This window comes from Nocardia sp. NPDC046763 (genome assembly GCF_040645495.1).
GTDB lineage: Bacteria > Actinomycetota > Actinomycetes > Mycobacteriales > Mycobacteriaceae > Nocardia.
The window spans coordinates 116,317-132,210 of record NZ_JBEYYI010000029.1 but is presented as its reverse complement, the minus strand read 5'-3'; the positions used below and the strand labels follow the sequence as shown (position 1 = coordinate 132,210).

Annotated in this window: 15 protein-coding genes, 2 pseudogenes and 1 riboswitch; of the genes and pseudogenes, 7 read left to right on the top strand and 10 right to left on the bottom strand. The window is 66.4% G+C overall.

Features of this window, described 5'->3' with window-relative positions:
• Positions 1-502 precede the first annotated feature (502 nt).
• From ABZ909_RS35105 to ABZ909_RS35080, 6 genes and pseudogenes are all read right to left on the bottom strand, one after another.
• On the bottom strand, positions 503-1,444 hold the full coding sequence (locus tag ABZ909_RS35105) for a hypothetical protein (protein WP_357008589.1): 942 nt from the start codon (positions 1,442-1,444) through the stop codon (positions 503-505).
• 522 nt (positions 1,445-1,966) lie between these two features.
• Positions 1,967-2,632: a class I SAM-dependent methyltransferase gene (locus ABZ909_RS35100; RefSeq protein WP_357008586.1), complete on the bottom strand. Its 666-nt coding sequence runs from the start codon at positions 2,630-2,632 to the stop codon at positions 1,967-1,969.
• A 76-nt stretch (positions 2,633-2,708) separates the two neighbouring features.
• A pseudogene (locus ABZ909_RS35095) lies at positions 2,709-3,584 on the bottom strand (Tn3 family transposase); the annotation flags it as partial.
• Between the two features lie 106 nt (positions 3,585-3,690).
• Entirely contained in the window at positions 3,691-5,175 is a 1,485-nt protein-coding gene (gene ltrA, locus ABZ909_RS35090) for a group II intron reverse transcriptase/maturase (protein ID WP_357008584.1), read from the bottom strand.
• A 608-nt stretch (positions 5,176-5,783) separates the two neighbouring features.
• Positions 5,784-6,225 (bottom strand): annotated as a pseudogene (locus ABZ909_RS35085) (DUF4158 domain-containing protein); the annotation flags it as partial.
• 222 nt (positions 6,226-6,447) lie between these two features.
• Entirely contained in the window at positions 6,448-7,008 is a 561-nt protein-coding gene (locus tag ABZ909_RS35080; protein WP_357008582.1) for a DUF6221 family protein, read from the bottom strand.
• 13 nt (positions 7,009-7,021) lie between these two features.
• On the opposite strand from ABZ909_RS35080, the gene ABZ909_RS35075 reads away from it, so the two are divergent.
• Entirely contained in the window at positions 7,022-7,648 is a 627-nt protein-coding gene (locus tag ABZ909_RS35075; protein WP_357008579.1) for a TetR/AcrR family transcriptional regulator, read from the top strand.
• Positions 7,649-7,897: 249 nt separating this feature from the next.
• On the opposite strand, the gene ABZ909_RS35070 is transcribed toward ABZ909_RS35075, so the two are convergent.
• On the bottom strand, positions 7,898-8,239 hold the full coding sequence (locus tag ABZ909_RS35070) for an ArsR family transcriptional regulator (RefSeq protein WP_357008576.1): 342 nt from the start codon (positions 8,237-8,239) through the stop codon (positions 7,898-7,900).
• An 87-nt stretch (positions 8,240-8,326) separates the two neighbouring features.
• On the opposite strand from ABZ909_RS35070, the gene ABZ909_RS35065 reads away from it, so the two are divergent.
• From ABZ909_RS35065 to ABZ909_RS35055, 3 genes are all read left to right on the top strand, one after another.
• Positions 8,327-9,637, top strand: a complete 1,311-nt coding sequence (locus tag ABZ909_RS35065) for an MFS transporter (RefSeq protein ID WP_357008573.1) — start codon at positions 8,327-8,329, stop codon at positions 9,635-9,637.
• A riboswitch (M-box (ykoK) riboswitch) is annotated at positions 9,623-9,798 on the top strand. Its footprint overlaps the gene before it by 15 nt.
• A 201-nt stretch (positions 9,799-9,999) precedes the next feature.
• Entirely contained in the window at positions 10,000-10,713 is a 714-nt protein-coding gene (locus ABZ909_RS35060) for an MgtC/SapB family protein (RefSeq protein WP_357008570.1), read from the top strand.
• Positions 10,710-10,835, top strand: coding sequence for a hypothetical protein (locus tag ABZ909_RS35055; RefSeq protein WP_357008567.1), 126 nt, complete (start codon positions 10,710-10,712; stop codon positions 10,833-10,835). The genes ABZ909_RS35060 and ABZ909_RS35055 overlap by 4 nt, the downstream gene beginning before the upstream one ends.
• Position 10,836: 1 nt before the next feature.
• On the opposite strand, the gene ABZ909_RS35050 is transcribed toward ABZ909_RS35055, so the two are convergent.
• Positions 10,837-11,601: a glucose 1-dehydrogenase gene (locus ABZ909_RS35050; RefSeq protein ID WP_357008564.1), complete on the bottom strand. Its 765-nt coding sequence runs from the start codon at positions 11,599-11,601 to the stop codon at positions 10,837-10,839.
• 153 nt (positions 11,602-11,754) lie between these two features.
• Complete coding sequence (locus ABZ909_RS35045; protein WP_357008561.1) at positions 11,755-12,594, bottom strand: helix-turn-helix transcriptional regulator; 840 nt, start codon at positions 12,592-12,594, stop codon at positions 11,755-11,757.
• A gap of 679 nt (positions 12,595-13,273) precedes the next feature.
• Between ABZ909_RS35045 and ABZ909_RS35040 the strand changes: the two genes are divergently transcribed.
• From ABZ909_RS35040 to ABZ909_RS35030, 3 genes are all read left to right on the top strand, one after another.
• Positions 13,274-13,999 carry a hypothetical protein gene (locus tag ABZ909_RS35040; RefSeq protein ID WP_357008558.1) on the top strand — a complete coding sequence of 242 codons (726 nt, stop codon included), beginning with the start codon at positions 13,274-13,276 and terminating at the stop codon, positions 13,997-13,999.
• Positions 14,000-14,343: 344 nt separating this feature from the next.
• Positions 14,344-14,793 (top strand): hypothetical protein, encoded by a 450-nt coding sequence (locus tag ABZ909_RS35035; protein ID WP_357008556.1) that lies wholly within the window; start codon positions 14,344-14,346, stop codon positions 14,791-14,793.
• Positions 14,794-14,993: 200 nt separating this feature from the next.
• Positions 14,994-15,221, top strand: a complete 228-nt coding sequence (locus tag ABZ909_RS35030) for an EF-hand domain-containing protein (RefSeq protein WP_357008553.1) — start codon at positions 14,994-14,996, stop codon at positions 15,219-15,221.
• 258 nt (positions 15,222-15,479) lie between these two features.
• Here the strand turns inward: ABZ909_RS35030 and ABZ909_RS35025 are convergent, their stop codons facing one another.
• On the bottom strand, positions 15,480-15,704 hold the full coding sequence (locus ABZ909_RS35025; protein WP_357008550.1) for a helix-hairpin-helix domain-containing protein: 225 nt from the start codon (positions 15,702-15,704) through the stop codon (positions 15,480-15,482).
• Positions 15,705-15,894: the final 190 nt, after the last annotated feature.

Sequence of the window (15,894 nt, the reverse complement as noted above, 5' to 3'; positions counted from 1 at the left end):
TACGGCAGGGCCAACTTCGACCTTCTCCGACGCCGCCTGCTACTCGACGTCTGACCCGAACATCAACGCCACCAACAACTTTGTGCCAGAGCCATGTCCCGATGTCCGTTGACAACACCCGCCGCAGACGAAGGAGTGCAGCGCAGGCTGGTCGTCGGCGTCGACGGCCGTCATCCATTCTTCGAGGTCCCGCCCGCTCCTTCATGATCGTGGCGAACGCGCGGACGTGACCGACCAGACAATCGAGTTCGGGGCTGGCGGCCCCCGCCCTTTGGCACACCGGCCTGGATCTCGTTGATGCGAGGGCGGTTGCAGAGACCAACAACTACCGATTCCAGGGTGCTCCCGAGGCGATCCGTACAAAAGCAGCTGTCGCGCAGGTTGATTCCAATCCCACGACGCACGTGGTGGTGTTTCTACGCTGGCTGGTTCACGAGACCGACGATCTATCGCAGCGGCCGATCGCCGATGCTGACCTTGAGACTGCCTGACACGTGGGCCTTCATGACCGCTCGGTTTCGGTATCTCGTGGGTGGGATCTGTCGGCGATCTCCGCGTTGTGGTTGCTCTGTGGTAGCAGAGCGGCAAGGTCGGTCGGGGCAGCGTCGGGGAACAGTTGTCTGACAGCGATCATGCTCAAGATGCGGTCTCGTTCGGGTCCTGGCGGGAGGTTGGATGCAGCTTCTCTTGCTGACCTCATTCGTTTCGCATTCTCAACAGCCTTGTCCAGCAATGCAAGGTTGTCCCTGGCCGCCTTGTCGACGTCTCCAGCGCGCTTGTAGAACAGTCCGGAAATCGCTGTGGGGAGCGCGCCGCAAATCGTGGTGAAGATAGCAATGTCTCGGCTGCCGAAAGCCGCGAGACCCGCGGCTGTCAGGAGCAGAGAGACACCGAGCACCCCGGACAGGAGGTAGGTCCAAAAGTAGATTGCACTTTGTCGCTTGGCATCTGCGATGTGCGCGAAGTACTCACGTGCCTGCAGTGCGTCAACACTCGGGGTGCGGCTCGTGGTCGCTCCAGGAGCGGCATCGATTGCGCGGGCATGGAGCAGGTCGGGATCTTCCCGGAGCCAGGAGGGAACTTCAGGCAACCCGGCTGCGGGATCAGCAGGCAGCCGTGGGCGACTCCGCCGCTGCGCATTGTCATCGGAGCGCAGCCCGGAAGGCTGCGAGTTGGGCGGGTGCGGCGCGGATTTCGATGTGTTGGTTGGACGTTGACCGAACAGCCGCCCATGCTGTGCGTTCCGAGATTGCGTCTCGTGGAGACGACCGGGTTCGTCGCGCAGTAAGTCCAGCTCCTCGGCTGCCTGTAGTGAGCCGCGGGCCGCGCGTTCGATCGCCGAGAACTTCAGCATCCAGGAACGAATCGTCGTATAGAGAACAACGATAAACGTTGATGCCGTACCTACGACAGCAGCCGACGAGACGATCGACTCAAACCCCATGCTGCATCCTTGCATTCACGGCCACAGGGTCGCCAACTAGCCGGAGTGTCCTCGAGACGTTGGCTCCACAAATTCGAAATCGACAGCTACCTTGGCTGGTTCGTGCACCACGGCGGGCACGGTGAGCATGGTGCAGTCGACGAGAAGGTGGGTGCGTAGTGGCACCCGACTCCTGATGGACCAGTGCGCGACACTACTGGCAAGTGGGTCACCAACCTCGTGGGGTAGCACCACGAGAGCAGTTGCAGCCCTCTGCACTGCCGCGCGCGGCGAGAGCGCGGAACGCACTATTCTGTCGCATACTGCGCTGACCGAACCGGCCAGCGCGAGCGCTCCGAAGATCAACGGGCTGAGATCATCTCACCTGACTAGGCCCGCCAGCTGTGCACGGAAATTCCTGTGGTCCCAATGGGGCTGCCCAACACTGGGCCCGCACCGAATGCGGCGCGTTCCTTCGATCGCAGGACCCTTCTACCGCTCCTGCCGAGTGGCTCATCGCATCCGTGGCTCACAACGGCGAGGTCACCTTTCGGGATCGGCAACCGGGCGGCGCGCGAGAATGATCCCCCCGAGCTTGCTTTCGGCCGAGGTGAGAGTTCTGGATGCCTCGACGACGAGACCGGCATCCTCGAGCCACGCATGCATTTGGCTGTGCTGGCGACGATGGACATAGAGGTTCATTGGGTGCCCGCCATAGCCCTGGGTCATCAACTGCGACTCGTCTCCGACGTGGAACCCGAGCAACAGCGGCCCGCCGGGCCGAAGCACTCGCTGGAAATGCGCGAAGACCAGACTGATCTCATCGTCGGGGACGTGGATCAGCGAGTACCACGCGACCAGGCCGGCCATCGAGGCGTCCGACAGAGCGAGGTTCGTCATAGAGCCAAGATCGAACCGCAGGCCAGGGTGATCACGCCGAGCCACCCCGATCATTCCGGGCGACAAGTCGATTCCGAACACGTCCACGCCCAGCCGACACAGGTGAGCCGTGATCCTCCCCGTCCCGCATCCCACATCCGCAACTGGCCCCGCGCCCTGGGCACGCACCAGATCGGCGAACAACGCCAGGACAGCGCGCTCTTCGGGTGTTTCATCCAGAAGGTGACGCGTCAGTTCTGCATAACTAGCAGCGACCGTGTCGTACGACGCCTGCGTGTCTTCCAGCCAGCCACCGGTGTTTCGTCCCATCCTCACGACCGCAGGATACCCACCAGCCCATGTTGCTTCAGTTCAGTGAGATCGAGATCGACTGCACCACAGTCGATTTGGTGGGCACGAACCTGGTCGGTGCATCGCCGACCTTCCGGCCACCGGTCGCGTTGAGTTCGCGCAGCATGTTCACCGCGATCAGCGACTCGGTGGCCGCGGTCCCGCCGGCGAACCGCACCGCCAACAACACGGCCGGAGTGAACTGCCGCAGATACGAATACGACGCATCGAGGGCTGCCAGGTGGCCGTGATCGCGCGGCAACCGCGGCTTGGCCTGCGCTATCGCCGCGCGCAACCTTTCCCACCCGATCCGGTCACCGCGAATCAGCCCGCCGATCTCCTCCTCGGGGATCTGCATGTCGGTGATGATCGAGAGGAGATCGTCCAGCAAGGCTTGCCGGTCTTCACCGGAGCGGCCGCGTTCGGCCAACTCCTCACGCATCCGCTTTTCGGCGGTGCTGAATTTCGCCGAGATCGCCTGGTCGAACAGCTCCACCACCTCGTCGAGCACGTCTGTGGCCGACTGCGCCAGCAGAGTGAGCAGGATCGGATACCGCCGCTGCGGATCACGCCGTTCCAGAGCCTGACCCGTCAACCGGCGACCCATCGTGGCCAGGAACCGCCGCCGCTCGGCAGGCAGCGCCGAGATGTCCAGGGTGTCGGCACCCAGCCCGCGCAGGAACCCCAGCTCGTCGACTTCGGCTTTCACCGCAATCGCGGAAGCCTCCACCGGGCCGGTCGACAACCACGTCAACCGCGACATCCCCAGCGACGGATCGACAACCAGCAAAGCGTCCAGGTCCTGGTACCGCTGCGGTATGAGCTCGTGTTCCAGCCGGTCGTACGTCTCGGCCTGAGCCTGGTTGCCCGCGTGCGCGATCCGCTCCACGAGCGTGACTGGGCCCGGCCGGATCACCCGCGCTGAGATCAGTTGGGTCGGCCACGGGCGCAGTGCCCGAGTTGCCTCGGGTCCGTTTCCCGTAGCCGCCCGCCGAACCCGCCGTGCGCCTCTCGACGCAACGGGCTCTCCATGGATGTCATGCCTGTGCGAGTGCTTCGAGCTGTTCCGCCCGAGCGCTCCATGGTGTCGGGATCGTGTAACCCCGCCATCGATATCGCTCGATAACTATTGTCGCGGGGTCATAGAGCACGGTCCCATTCTCGGCTGGCCAATACACCGGGTACCCAGGATCGGAATACCGGCGTCTCAGATTCGGCCAGCTCATTCGCCGGTGTTTCACCTTCATCCAATTTCCTACTTCCCGCCACATGTAGTGACGGAGATAGCGGAAGGTAGCCGATGAGACACCGTGCCGGAAATACATACACCAGCCCCGAACCACGCTGTTCAGGTATTTGAGCAGCTCTTCCAGCGATTTACTGGTTGTCGATCTACTCGTCATGATCCGGACCTTCCCGACGATCGAGTGCAGCGACTTCTTCGACGGGTAGGTGTAGATCACTTTCTTTCTGCGGTTCGTTCCTCGTTTCACCCGACGCTGGATGCGCCAGCCGAGGAAGTCGAACCCGTCATCGATGTGTACCACGCGAGTCTTCTCCGGCGACAGAGACAATCCCATCGGACGAAGAACCTCAGCAACCTCCGTCCTGGCCTGTTCGGCGTGATGTTGCCCGCCATGGACCAGGACCACGAAATCGTCCGCGAAACGGACGAGCCGATAAGTCGCTCTTCCGGTACGGTGCAGGTAACTCCGCCGTCTACCCGGGTACTTGCGACCCTCGACGTCGGCATCCCACTTGTGTTGATAGTGGTCGTCCAGCACCGACAAGGCGATATTCGCCAAAAGCGGCGAAAGAATTCCACCCTGCGGAGTTCCCGTGTGGGTATCCCGATTCATGCCGTCCTCGCCGAGGACCCCGGCTTTGAGGAAGGCTTTGATCAGGGCCAAGACACGCCTGTCTGTGATCCGGTGACGTATCCGATCCATCAGGGTCGTGTGGTCGATCCGGTCGAAACACGCCTCGATATCAGCTTCGAGCACCCAACGATAACCCTGGGAACCGAAAAGATGAATCTCGGCGATCGCGTCCTGAGCACGCCTCCGTGGCCGGAATCCATAGGAACTGGACTGGAATCCGGCCTCGAAGATCGGCTCGAGCACCAACTTCAGCGCGGCCTGCACCACCCGGTCCGCTGCCGTCGGTATCCCCAACCGGCGTTTCCTCAGTGGATAGCCTGGTTTCGGGATCAGCTTCTCACGGACCGGTTCGGGGTGAAACGTTCTGCCCCGCAACTCGATCCGCAGCCTGGACAACAACACCGTCGATTCCTTCGGGATCGACCGAGGTGCAACCCCGTCGACCCCGGCAGTCCGACCGCCGGTATTGCTGTGGACCCGTTCCCACGCATGCACCAGAAACGCCGGATCACACACCAAATTGTGTAGATCGTCGAACACTCGACCCGCATCGCGGGTCGCCCACAAGTACAGTTTGGCCTGCATCCGCCGTACCCGTGACCAGGCTTCATCGAAGTCCGGCCACGACTCATCCGAATTCACAGATGGCTCCGTCCATTACAGTTCCTCACCGTCGACATCCACTGGGGCCCTTCCCCATGCACCGGGCTTTCCCCGGCTCGAAGTACTACGGCCCCTCCGCCCCATCCACGTCCCACCAGCCGACGACGGGCCTGCCCACCGAAACCCGTTGGCTACGAGCCACAATGGGCGAAACGGGATGGTTCCCACGTTCACCGCTATCCATTCGGGACAGGAGGTGGCCGGCTTTGCTCCAGCGGCCTCGTCACGGCTACGCCGCAGACTTTCGCCGTGACCTCCCTGTCGGGCATACCAACCCTCGAGAGAGTTCCCCGACTCGAATGACGAGCCGGGTACGCGCCGCAAGCCAGCCCAGATCCACCGAGTTCGAGCTGACGGCCTGCTTGAGGAGCTTTATGACACCGGTTCCTCGCGTCCACCTTTGTCCCACGCTCACCGGACCCGCACCATTCGGCAGTGCTGGCACGTCCCGGCTTTGTCGGGGCTGCTCCCACCCTCCCCGGCGTCTCCCGGCTCAGGCTGCCCCCGGCTACAGCGATCATGCTGCGACACAATCACTTCGGAGTCATTCCACCTCCAATATGGACAGCGGCGCCTCGTGGCGCACGATACTCACACGCCACACGGAACAACAGCGTCGGCGAATCGTGCTCCATCGCCCCGTGTCAACAGGAACTCATCCAGCTCCTTCAGCTCGATGGCTTCCGCTGCCCTCCAGCCCAGGTATTGGGCCACCAGACGCACATGTTCACTGCGCGTCTGCGCACGGCGGCCGTACGAACGAAGCTGCGCCGCATCGACATTCAACTGCTCGGCCAACCGGGCGACCGCCACCGGCGGCGCAGCAGTGACCTTGACCAGGACAAACCCGAGCCACGGCAGGCTGCACAGGATCACGGCCAGGCCCAGGCTCACACCTCGTCCCTGCGGCGCGCTGAACGCCAAATCTGCTGGGCTGAGAGTGAAGTACCGGAACAGCTGCTCGCGGCCGATCTCCGGGAACTCCCGAAGACGCTGCAACTCCTCGTCTGCGAATACCCGCGTCGCCACGAAACCAGCCCTCCGGCACGCCGACCGACCTCAACGGCAGCCAAGCCGAGCACCAACCACCCCACCCCACACCCGGAACCGCCGAATCACCCTCTACCAGGGCACATCCGGAATTTCGTTGGATTTTCGGCGAGTACTTCCGGAACCCCGAGTACCCGGTGGTCCGGTGCCGGGTGTGCGATCACATCCGGCATCCGGCGAATGGATTCGGCCCTGCGCCGATCAATCACGCGGAAGCGGGTAGTCCCGGTGATCGGACCAGATGCCGGCCACCGCGCGCACGGTCGGGCACGGCCATGCCGCCGGTTCGTGGTCGCCACGGGAGTCGGGCTGCCGGCACACCGAGCAGTGCCCGCCCGCATCGGGGGTGTGCTGGCCGAGGATCAGCCGCAGCGCCGCTTGGTGCCGCAACAGTTCGGTCGGGGTCGGTGCGCCGGGCAGGAACACCGACGACGGGGCGGTGCGGCTGCCGCGGCGGCGCACGTGACGCACCCATTCGTATTTGATCACGCGGCCGGTGTCTCGGAAGTCACGCTCGAGTTTCAGAGCGAATTCAGCGGCTTCCTGCTGCTTGTCGAGGCGGCCCGCGATGAACGCGCTGATGTCCATCCACTCACGGTAGTCGGCATTGTCGACATCGCCGCGAATCGGCCCGGCACCGGTCGGACCGCGTCGATCAGCGCCCGGAACGGGCACCGATGACGCGCCCCGCCGCGGGTCGCTCAGCTCACGCACCGAACGCCCGCCGATGCCGGGTGCGCGATCCCGCCCGGCACCGGGCATTACTCTTGACCCGGTGCACACCGAGCAGCCTCCCTCCGACGCCGAGCCCCGTATCTGGGGTGGAACGACCCTCACCGAACGCCGTGAGGCGCGCCGGGCCGCGCTGCTCGAGGCCGCACTGGACCTGATCGGCGAGTCCGGGGCGGGCGCGGTCACCATGCGTGCGGTGTGCCGGCGCGCCAACCTGACCGACCGCTACTTCTACGAATCCTTCGCCAGCCGAGACGAACTGCTCGATGTGCTCTATCGCCAGATCGCCGAGGAGTTCCTGGATCCGATGACGGCCTTCGCGGTCGTCGACGATCCGGACCGGGATCGCGCGCTGTCGGAGACGCTGGTGGACAAGGTGCTCGAGGATCCGCGCAAGTCGCGGCTGTTTCTGGTGGAGCCGTATTCCTCGACGGGGCTGGGGCAGACGACGATCGCGGTGATGCCCGCGTTCACCCGGTTGATCCAGGATCACCTGTTCGCCCACATCGACGATCCGGTGCGACGGCGGCTGGCGGCGGTCACCATGGCCAGCGGTAATGCGGGCATGTTCTCGGCGTGGCTCAATGGCACGCTGCGCGCCACACGCGAGCAGATCGTCGATCATCTGGTGGAGACCATCGACGCCTATCGCGGCATGTATCGCGGCTGAGCCGGGCGGTCGGCCCGCCCGGGTCCGCTTGCGGCGCAGCGGGTTCGGCTCGTCCGATCGGGCGGCCGGTACCGCCGCGTGCACGCGGTCGAGCGACCGGCGCAGTATGCGCACCCGGGGCGACCACCGGGCCGGCTCGGCGGGCGGGTGCCCCATTTCCGTCGCGGCGCGATGGCGGGTGCCGACCGTCCCGAGTCCGGGCGGGCACGAACCGGCGTCGACCAGGCCGGAGTCGCCGCGACATTCGGGCTAGGCGCTCAGGGTCGCACCGCGACCGTGGGTGACGACCAGGTCGAGCAGGCCGGGGAAGCGGGCCTCGAGATCCTCGGTGCGCAGCCGGTTGAGGCGGCGGGTGCCCTCGTCGCGCTGACGGATGACGCCGGCTTCGCGCAGGGTCTTGAAGTGCCCGCTCTGGGTGGACTTGCTGATCGGCAGATCGAAGGTGGTGCAGGCCAGTTCGCCGTTCTCGGCGGCGGCCAGGCGGGTGACGATGGTGAGCCGGACGGGGTCGGCGAGGGCGGCCAGCACGGTGGTGAACCGTAGTTCGTCGCGGTCGGGGTGGACCAGTTCGGTCGCGGTTCGGCTCGCCATGGTGTCCAGACTAGTCCGCATGTTCACAGATTCCGAACATCCTGTTATGTTCGGAATTATCGAACATATCTGTGCCGGGAGGACGCCATGACCGTCGAGCAATCCACCGCAGCCGCTTCCGATCGCGCTGCCGCCCCGCAGGATTCACCGCCCGGGAGCACCGCGCGGTTCCGGGGCACCGCCTACACGCTGTTGATCCTGTTGACGGGCACGAATGTGGCCACGCCGCTGTATCACGGTTATGCGCATCGGTTCGGGTTCTCGCCACTGGTGATGACGCTGGTGTTCGCGGTCTACATGGGGGTGCTGATTCCCGCGCTGCTGATCGCCGGTCCGGCCTCGGATGCGCTGGGGCGACGCCGGATTCTGCTGCCCGCGCTGGTGCTGGCGGCGCTGGGCACGCTGGGTTTCGCACTGGCCACCGATGTGGCGTGGTTGTTCGCGGCCCGCATCCTGCAGGGGCTGGCGGTCGGGGCGGCCTCGGGTGCGCTCACCGCCGCCCTGACCGAGCTGGAGCCGCACGGTAGCCGCCGCCGTGCCGCGCTGGTGTCGGCGGTGGCCTCGGCGGGCGGTATGGGTCTGGGTCCGGTGCTGGGAGCTGTTCTGGCGCAATATCTTCCGGCTCCGTACGTGACGCCGTTCATGGTGGAGCTGGCGCTGCTGGTTCCGGCCGTGGTGGCGGTGGCGGCGCTGCCCGAGACCGCGGTGGTCAGCCGGTGGCGGCCGCGACGGCCGAGTATCCCGGCCGGGATGGGTGCGGTCTTCGCGGCCGCGGGCACGGGCGCGTTCCTGGGTTTCGCGGTGGTCGGCGTCTTCCTCACGCTGATCCCGACCTATGCCGCGACCCTGTCGGGCAGTACGAATCTGGTGATCGGTGGTGCGGCGGCCGCACTGCTGCCCACGGCGTGGGCGGCGGCGCAGCTGGTCGGTTACGGAAAACCCGAACGGGCCCTGGACTTCACCGGGTTCCCGCTGCTGGCGGTGGGTCTGGTGCTGCTGGCGGTCGCGGGCGCGGTCTCCTCGCTGCCGTTGCTGTTGTTCGCGACGGTGCTGGCCGGGGCCGGTCACGGCCTGGTGTTCCTGTCGGGATTGACCGCGATCAATGCGGCCGCGCCCGCCGATCGTCACGCCGATGTGCTGTCGACCTATTTCGTGATGGCCTACTGCGGCAGCGGCGGCCCGGTCATCGGTGTCGGCCTGCTGGCGGGCGCGACGGGTCTGCTGGCCGCGGTGCAGATCTTCGCCGCGGTGGTGGCGGTGCTGTGCGTGGTGCGGCTGGTGGCGCGGGTCGCGGTCGAGGCGCGACGCCAGCGGCTGCACGAATGCGACGGCGCTCACGTCGGGTTGCCGATCGTGGCGGGCGGGTGTTTACTTCTGGGCGCAAGGTGCCGTCGTTAGCTGAGGCTCCTTCACGGATACAGGCCGGCGATCCCGAACGTCGAGAGACGCCCCGGATCAGGACAGGTTTCCCCGAGCTAAGGGGATGCCCCGACCGGCTCCCGCCACCCGTGGCGGGTTCACGCCGTGGAGTGCTGAAGGTCTTACGAGGGGTGGTACCCGTACCGGCGAGTTCACGCCGGTCCCACTCCCCCGGCATGCGTGCGTGTGGCGTCGAGGAGGTGGTGGTCGTGCCCGATGGACCGGAGCGAGTTCCGTTAGCCAATCGTTCACTCGGCGACACTCCTGCAATCCCCCGGCCGCTACCTGTACCCCGGTAGCGTCCGAGTCCGGAGTGCGCCGTCATGCACTGGGAGATCGAGATGACCACGTGGGAAATGCTGCTGCGACTCGGCACGGGTGTCGGGTTGGGCGCGGTGATCGGGTTCGAGCGTCAGTTCCGGGCCCGGATGGCAGGACTGCGCACGAATTCGCTGGTCGCCGCCGGGGCGACCTTGTTCGTGCTGCTGTCCGCGCACGGCTTCAACGGTGCGTCGGCGGATCCGACTCGTGTTGCGGCGCAGATTGTTTCGGGTATCGGGTTCCTGGGTGCGGGTGTGATCCTGCGCGACGGGTTCAATATCCGCGGCCTGAACACGGCGGCGACGCTGTGGTGTGCGGCGGCGGTGGGTGCGCTCGCGGGTGCGGGCATGTATTCGACCGCGGTGGCGGGCACCGTGGCGGTGGTGGTGGTCAATACCGCGCTGCGCACGGTGGCGCGCACGGTGGATCGCCCCGGTATCGACGAGGTCGAGGCACAGGAGGCGTTGTACGGCTTCCACGCCGACACCGACGACGCGCACGAGGCGCATGTGCGGGCACTGCTGGTGCAGTCGCTGACGCGCACCGACTTCCGGCTGGTGTCGATCTCGAGCCACGACACCTCCCCGGGCCGGGTGCAGGTGCGGGCGGAGCTGACCGGTGACCGCCGCGACGACCGGCAGATGGAGGCCGCGGTGAGCCGGTTGAGCCTGGAGCCGTCGGTGACCAGCGTCGGGTGGCGCACGGTGCCGCAGCGGGCCGAGGCCGAGGAGTGAACGTCGCGCTGCGGTCGGATCGGTCGGCCCCGTTCGCGGTGCCGCTGCCGGATGCGTCGGTGGGCGGGATCGCGGACGACACCGATTCCGGCCGCATCACCGCCGACCTGCGCGCCTTCTGATTCACACCATCGCCGACGGGACCACCGTGGTCAGGCCGCCATCGACGAGCAGGTCCTGACCGGTGATGTAGGAGGCATCCGCGGAGGCCAGGAACGCGACGGCGGCGGCCACCTCGTCGCTGTCGCCGACCCGCCCGAGCGCCACCCGCGCCCCCGCGGCGGCCTGCGCGTCGGCGGAGGCCTCGGCCCGGAAGGCGGGGGTGTCGATGTAGCCGGGGCTCACCGAGTTCACCCGAATCCCGCGTGGCGCCAACTCCGCCGCCAGCGTCCGCGTCAGACTCTGCACCGCCGCCTTCGTCGCCGAATACAGTGCGGCGCCGGGCGCGCCCCGATACGGGGCGAAGGAGGCGTTGAGGACGATCGCACCCCCGTCGACCAGCATCGGCAGCACCTGCCGCACGGTGAAGAACGCGGCCTTGAAATTGATCCCCACCACCCGATCGAATTCGCCGCCGGTGACCGCCGAAACCGGCTGGAACGCACCGATTCCCGCATTCACGAACACCACATCCAGCCGTCCGAACCGCTCGGACACCACCCGCGCCAGCGCCTCGAGATCCTCGGCCACGGTGGCGTCCCCGGCCACCCCGACCGCCCGCTCCCCCAGCTCGGCCACCGCGGTATCGAGCCGGTCCTTGTCACGCCCGGTGACGATCACCCACGCCCCCTCCCCGAGGAGCCGCCGCGCAGCGGCCAGCCCCATCCCACTGCTACCGCCGGTGATGAGCGCGACCTTGTCCTGGAACCGAAACCCGTTGTGTGTCATGACTTCAGCCTGCCGCGCCGCACTGTGCATAAACAGTGCGCAGCTATCGTGGGTGTGCCACCACCACCTTGCCGAGCGATGTGGCCGAACCGGGAAGCGACGCTCGCGCGCCGGGAGCCACGCGATCGGGATCAGGGAGTCGTCACCGCGGGCTCAGGCGGGTGGGGCGAGGCGGAGGCGGTGGAGCTGGTCGAGGCGGGCGGCGGTGTCGGTGCCGGCGCGGGGGTTGTAGAGGACCAGGTGGCGGTCGGATCGGTCGGCGAGGGTGAGGGTGGTGGCGTCGAAGTGGAGTTCACCGGCCTCGGGGTGTTCCAGGGCGTTGACCGCCTGCTGGGCCGCGCCGACATCGTGGCGGGACCAGAGGCGGGCGAATTCCGGGCTGCGGGAGGCGAGTTCGGTGATGACGGAGTCGAAGCCGGGGTCGCCGGGGCAGAGTGCGGAGTCGGCACGGTAGGCGGCTACGACAGCGGGGGCGGCCTCGGACCACGTCTGTGGCACGGCCAGGTAGCGCGGGTTGGTGAAGTAGGTGACCAGGCAGTTGTGGCCGGGGCCGTCGTAGCCGAAGACGGCGCGTGCGGTGTCGTTGTAGGCCAGCACGTTCCAGTAGCGGTCGCGCAGGACGGCGGGGCGGGGGTTCCAGGCGTCGAGGAGGTTGCGGGTCTCGACGGTGATGTCGGTGCCGCTGTCGGTGGCCGGGCAGGGTGGGTTGAGGCCGGCCAGGACGTAGAGGTGGGCGCGTTCGGGGGCGGTGAGCTGCAGGGCGGCGGCGATGGCGTCGAGGACGTCGGTGGAGACGGTGATGTCGCGGCCTTGTTCGAGCCAGGTGTACCAGGAGACGCCGACGCCGGCGAGGACGGCGACTTCTTCGCGGCGCAGCCCGGGGGTGCGGCGGCGGCCCGCGGTGGGCAGTCCGACCTGGTCGGGGGTGAGGCGGGAGCGTCTGTCGCGCAGGAACTCTCGCAGATGCTCGCGTCGTCGGCCCGCTGTGTCCATACCTCACGCTAACAATGGCGAGCGCCTCATCACCACCGGTTCCCCGCTGCCCTGAGACGGGGTCCCGGACTGGTGAGATCGCGTATTCAACTGTCGCGAGTGGTCGACGGTTTCCAACCGGTGGGTGACCGGAACCTGGGGGCGGTGACGTAGCGGCTCCAGGTGGTCGCTGCTTCGGCGGCGAGCTTGGTCGTAGTAACAGGGTGGCAGCCGAGTGCGTCGGCGACGACCGGGCAGGCATCTGCTGGACGTGCTGGCGCATGGCGGAGGTTCGGGCGGGGACGTTGGCGATGCCCAGCGCTTTGACCAGGCCGCCGAGTGTTTCGGGGTGCATCGGCTGTTCGGCTCGGCGGCCGGGAAACAGCCAGCGCGAGCCACGGTTGGTCGCGGTGTTCATGTTGGTGCGGTTGTCGATCCAGGCGAGCAGGATGTCGGCGACCGGTTCCGGGACCGGAGACGGCGGTTCGCCGAGCCGTAGAAAAACTTGCTCGTCGTCGCGGATGACGTCATCGACGGTGAGTCGGGCGACGCGGCTGAGGGGCTGGGCGTAGAGCAGAACGATCACGGCCGCCGCGCGGGAACATAGTGGCTGGTCTTCGCCGTTCAGCACGAGCCCTATCAGTTCGATGCGGTCTTCGGGCGGCATGGGCGATCCCCGGTGGCGCTCTTTGGTGGACAGGTGGAACCGCTGCAGGAGTTTGCTTTCGATGCACCACAACAGAAAGGTGCGGAGGAGTTCGCGGCGGCCCGCGCTGTTCTCGACGTGCCAGGAATCGATGTCGGCCTGGCGGCAGGCGGCAAGCGTAAGTTGTTGGTCTGCAAGCCATTCCAGAAACCGGGTTGCGTGCATGACATGGTCGTGAGCGTGGCGTCGGTTCGTTGGGTTGATCGGCTTGCGTTCGGCCTTGGCGCGCAGCTGAGGCAGAAGATGCCAGGTCGCGAAGCGGCGGACAATCTGGGCGTGGTCGGCGTCGGTGATGGTGGCGAGGTGGCCGATCAGCCAGCGTTCGAATCCGCAGATCTGTTTGTCGACAGCGGGCAGAACACCGCAGGCCATCAGCATCTCCCTCAGATGTGCTGCGGCGCGCCAGGGTTCGAGCGTATGGAATGCCTCGTGGGTCAGCTCGACGTGGCCGCGCCCGAGGTCGCGCAGCAGGTCCGCTGGGGATCTGTCTCGTCCTTTTCGTGGATAGAGCCAGGTCAGGCCAGACAGCGGATTGTTCATGGCGAGCAGATAGTCGACGAGGGGAATGAGTTCGGGTTTGATCCGGCCGGTGCCGTCGTCGAGTATTTCGCTGAGCTTGTCGCGGAAGGTGCATCGGGTGCAGAGGCGGTCGGCGTGGATTTTTGCCTTCGCCGCCGCAGCGTGAGCAGCGGTATCCGCTTCGCGACGGCCGGCGGTTGACCGGTCGCGACCGCAGTGCCGGTCTTGCGGACCCCGGCGTTCTCCCGGCGAGGACGACATCGAGCCCAGTGATTCGGTTCGTATCGATTCCTTGTCGATTCCGGTGAGATCCTGATCCTGACCCTCTGGTTCCGGGTGAAGGCTGACCCACCACCCTGTGGCGAATCACGAGGTGTTGAACGTGGAGGATTGGGCGGAGATCCGCAGGCTGCATCGTGCTGAGCGCGACCTGGGCTGCGTCCCGTAGCCAAGACCAACGACTGACCCGATCAGACCCCGATGACAGTATGAGAAGATTTCGCCTACACCTTCTCAGCAAGGGGGTGGGGCCATATGCTCACACCGTGAACTCGCTGTTGACCGTGTCGGCATGGGGTCGTCCCGACTCACCGTTCCAAACGTTCGTGAGCGTGAGGACGGCCTGCCTGCTCGCCGTGGCCGGCGCGATCGCCACCGTCGCGGTCGTGGGCCTGCCCACCGTGGGCCTGGTCATCGGATGCGTCAGCGTGGCAGGGCTTTTCAGCTGCTATCCGCTGTTCTCGCTGCTGTGGCGTGAACGCGACGGCCGTACCGCCGAGCTCACCTTCACCCTCGTCGGCGTCGTCGCCATCGTGCTCGCCGTCACGATCGACCCGCGGTGGCTGACGCTCGGTTGGGCCGCCCACGGCCTGTGGGACCTGCTCCATCACCGCGACCACCACACCATCGGACTACGCGGCATCCCCCACTGGTGGATACAAGGCTGCGTTGTCTGGGACCTACTCGCCGCGGTCGGCATCCTCATATTCCTCTGACCCCACCGATCCCGAACACCAATGCCAGAGCACAACGGGTCACGACTCGAACGGAACCAGAGGGTCAACCAACCAACCGGAGTTGACATTCCCCGGCAATCCAGACATCCCAGCAAACTTTCCGCGTACGCTGAGCGGTTGATCGACGACGAACGAAGGCGTGACTGTTCAGCGGAAACCAACCGGCAAAGGAGACGGGCATGGTTATGGACCAGGAGCAGTTCGAAGCCGCCAAACAGGAGTTCGACCAGATCGACACAGACCACGACGGTTACATCACCCTCGAGGAAGCCGTCGAGTGGGGCGCGACCCAGGGCCCGGACGTGGGGCGGGCCATTTCGCGCCATATGAACCAAGACCGGTCGGGGGACGGGCAGGTCTCCTTCGAGGAGTTCCTGCGCTACAAGATGAGGGACTACGACTGGTAGCCCCTGCGTACTCATGGCCCCTGCACGGCACCGGCAACCACTGCCGGACCGAGCGTGTCGTCTTCCCGGGCACCGCACACCGGGCGGGCGTTCGGGTGGTGTTGCGATGCGCCTGCACGCGTATCCGGATTGCGGTGTCCGACAGATGGGCGCGGGCAGGCGCATCAACCCCAGAAGTGATGGAGCCGGCAGGTATTCGGTTCCCCGCCGGGCCCGGACGGTGACGATGTGGGGCGTGGCCCTGACCGATCGTGCCGACTACCCCGCAGGCTCCGCCGCGGCCCGGTCCGCGGCGTAGCGGGCGCGAGCATCGGCGATGACCGTGACACGGTGCTCGCCGATCCCGGGTATCGCCAGCAGCCGGGTGTCCGACAGACCGAGCAGATCGCCCACGGTGCGGACTCCGCGCAGATACAGAGCCCGCCGGTACCGCTCGGGCACCCGATCCAACTCCCGGGTGCTGTCGTAGGGAGCCTCGGCCATCTGCCATCTGCCATCTGCCACGTGCCGGTGCCCGATGTGGATGCCGCGGCCCAGCAGGCGGTCGCGCTCGGCGCTCGAATCGTTAGTTTTCGCGGAAAAACAACGAAGTTGGCCTGACCTGCGAGTCCGGTCAGATACGACCACAGGGAGCGACTTTCTCGCGTCCAATGCCGGGCTTGTAGAGCACCGA

What these genes read in the sequence shown, in the direction of transcription:
- ABZ909_RS35100 (WP_357008586.1), bottom strand. Translation starts at nt 2,632, where the DNA reads ATGGGACGAAACACCGGTGGCTGGCTGGAAGACACGCAGGCGTCGTAC.
- ABZ909_RS35025 (WP_357008550.1), bottom strand. Translation starts at nt 15,704, where the DNA reads ATGGCCGAGGCTCCCTACGACAGCACCCGGGAGTTGGATCGGGTGCCC.
- ABZ909_RS35030 (WP_357008553.1), top strand. Translation starts at nt 14,994, where the DNA reads ATGGTTATGGACCAGGAGCAGTTCGAAGCCGCCAAACAGGAGTTCGAC.
- ABZ909_RS35045 (WP_357008561.1), bottom strand. Translation starts at nt 12,594, where the DNA reads ATGGACACAGCGGGCCGACGACGCGAGCATCTGCGAGAGTTCCTGCGC.
- ABZ909_RS35065 (WP_357008573.1), top strand. Translation starts at nt 8,327, where the DNA reads ATGACCGTCGAGCAATCCACCGCAGCCGCTTCCGATCGCGCTGCCGCC.
- ABZ909_RS35070 (WP_357008576.1), bottom strand. Translation starts at nt 8,239, where the DNA reads ATGGCGAGCCGAACCGCGACCGAACTGGTCCACCCCGACCGCGACGAA.
- ABZ909_RS35105 (WP_357008589.1), bottom strand. Translation starts at nt 1,444, where the DNA reads ATGGGGTTTGAGTCGATCGTCTCGTCGGCTGCTGTCGTAGGTACGGCA.
- ABZ909_RS35060 (WP_357008570.1), top strand. Translation starts at nt 10,000, where the DNA reads ATGACCACGTGGGAAATGCTGCTGCGACTCGGCACGGGTGTCGGGTTG.
- ABZ909_RS35080 (WP_357008582.1), bottom strand. Translation starts at nt 7,008, where the DNA reads ATGCCCGGTGCCGGGCGGGATCGCGCACCCGGCATCGGCGGGCGTTCG.
- ABZ909_RS35050 (WP_357008564.1), bottom strand. Translation starts at nt 11,601, where the DNA reads ATGACACACAACGGGTTTCGGTTCCAGGACAAGGTCGCGCTCATCACC.